We start from the raw sequence: 2,260 nt of genomic DNA, 5'->3' as shown, positions 1-2,260 counted from the left end.
CGGCTTCGATCGCGGCCTGGCCGAACACCGCCGCCATGGCGTCGAGCCGGGCCTGGTTAGCGACCCAGCGCTCCCCGCTTTGGCCATTCCAGTCGGCCACCTGATAAACTTTTTTCTCTGCCATGCCATTATCCTTGTTCTGATTTGTTCTTAACTCGGAATCCTTTGATCGAGGCGAGGGGTCCGGATCGATGCCAAAGCCCGCATCGTCTCGAACAGATGCGGTTACGCTGACGATCTTCTTGCCACGGGCCTCTATCGCACCACCGCTGATCTGCTGGCGTAGGCGCTCCGCCAACAGAAACGCGCTGCCAACACCGGTTTCGCGCAGCAACACCACAAACTCCTCGCCCCCAAAACGCGCGACGTTGTCGACGGTCCTGACTTCGGCCTGGACGAGTGATCCTCTACTCGGCCCATGCCGCAATCCGTTCCGCAATCGCCTCGGGGGCCTCGATGTGCAGGAAGTGACCGACGTTGGGGACGACCTCCATCGCGCGCCGGGCGGCGAACCGATGTCGGTCATCGACTTGCGCAGGGAGGATGCAGCCGTCGTTGGCACCGTGAAGCTGCAACATGGGCACCGTGATCGGCCGAGACATACGGCGCGTCGCCCCAAGCATGCCGGGCCGCAGCATCGCCCGGTAGTACTTCAGAGGCGCGGGCATGCTCGCCCGCAGGTGCTCGTGTAGCTCCGCCTTGAGAGCAGGATCGAGCGAGAAGCCGGGCGACCACTGATGCCAGAGGCGGTCGATGAAGGCGAGATCGCGGGCGGTGGCGATCCAGCCGCTTCCCGGCAGTTGAAAGAGCCCCATGTATGAGCTCCGGCGCAGCTGAGCGGGGTCCGTCAGCCGGCTCATGAAGGTGAGTGGGTGCGGGATTGCGAGCGCGACCGCGCGTTCGATCCGCTCCGGCGCGGTGACGCAGGCATCATATGTGATCAGGGCACCCCAGTCGTGGCCAATCAACTCCACGGGTCGCCCGGGAGACCAGCGGTCGATCAGCGCGAGCACGTCGCTGGTGAGGGCTGCGAAGTCGAAAGGCCCCGCCGTCGGGGACGGCGCGTAACCGCGAAGCCAGGGAGCGACGACGTGACGGCCACGTCGGCCCAGCTCGGCAAGGAAGGGCTTCGCGGTCGGGGGATGGTCCGGGAAGCCGTGCAAGACGATCGTCGGTTGGCCATCGGGATCACCACCCTGCAACGCGTGAAAGGTGCCGTGTGGCAGGTCGAAGGTGACGTGTTCGAACTTCATGTGTGGGGCCTCTCCAACAGCGGTCGGACGAGAGATGCCGATGCTGGCTTCGGTGTTTCTGGTTTTGGACAGGTGCATCTCCTCAGGCGTCGGGTGAACTGCGGGGGCAGCCGGCCAGTCGGTTTTCGATGACACCGGTCCGGAGAAGGGAATCTGTGCTCTCAAACCACCATCGACTGCTGGGCGAAGATACCCGCCATCGCGCCCTGCGATGATGCCTGGGTGACCGAGGGCAAGAAGGTCGTGGTGAGGTCGCCGGCGGCGTAGATGCCGGGCATGCTGGTTTGGCGGCGCTCGTCGACCTTGAGGGCGATGCCGCCGGGCGTAGCCACGGTGGCGAGACCCAGTGATTCATGCAGGCTTGCGGACGGCTTGTTGCGCGGATGGGCGAACAGGATGTCGACCGCGACATCGGGGCCGGTATCGAGCTTGACGGTGGCGTTATGGGCCCCGTGATGGGCGATCCCGGTGATCCGGCCATCGACGACGGGTATGTTGCGGCGCGCCAGATCGGCCCGGATATCAGGCGGAATGTCGTGACCACCGGCGAAGAGGGTCAACCTGTCGGTCCAATCGTGGAACAGCCTGACCTGATTGTGCGATTGCGGGCCCGACCAGACGAGGCCCCAATGCTGGCCGGCGACTTCAAAGCCGTCGCAATAGGGGCAGGGCACGATGGACGTGCCCCAGCTTTCGGCAAAGCCCGGAACATCAGGCATCTGGTCGACGATGCCATAGCTCAGGATCACACGACGCGCCCGAAGGCTTTCGCCATCGGAAGTGAGGACCTTGAAATCGTCGAGGGCGCCCGAGACGCCGTCGGCCCGGGCATTGACCAGCTTGACCGTGGGATAACGCGCCAGCTGCTGCCGCGCCTCGGCCAGGATGTCCAGCGGCGGCTTGTGATCGTGGCCGAGCAGGCCATGCGAGTGGCCGGCGAAGCGATTGCGCGGCAGGCCGGTATCGAGAACGGTGACCTTGCGGCGGGCACGGCCGAGCTGCAGGGC

At 65.1% G+C, this 2,260-nt stretch carries 3 protein-coding genes; all 3 read right to left on the bottom strand.

The features are described 5' to 3' along the window. A partial coding sequence (locus tag MOV75_RS35255) for a diguanylate cyclase (RefSeq protein ID WP_247007650.1) occupies positions 1 to 526 on the bottom strand: 526 nt, incomplete at its 3' end. Continuing rightward, on the bottom strand, positions 408 to 1,331 hold the full coding sequence (locus MOV75_RS35250) for an alpha/beta fold hydrolase (protein ID WP_247007649.1): 924 nt from the start codon (positions 1,329 to 1,331) through the stop codon (positions 408 to 410). The genes MOV75_RS35250 and MOV75_RS35255, both read right to left, overlap by 119 nt. An 83-nt stretch (positions 1,332 to 1,414) precedes the next feature. Continuing rightward, on the bottom strand, positions 1,415 to 2,260 hold an 846-nt coding region (locus tag MOV75_RS35245), incomplete at its 5' end, for an NAD(P)/FAD-dependent oxidoreductase (protein ID WP_247007648.1).

The sequence above is a fragment of the Bradyrhizobium sp. PRIMUS42 genome, from assembly GCF_023006515.1.
Classification (GTDB): domain Bacteria; phylum Pseudomonadota; class Alphaproteobacteria; order Rhizobiales; family Xanthobacteraceae; genus Bradyrhizobium.
This window is presented reverse-complemented; position numbering and strand designations above follow the sequence as displayed.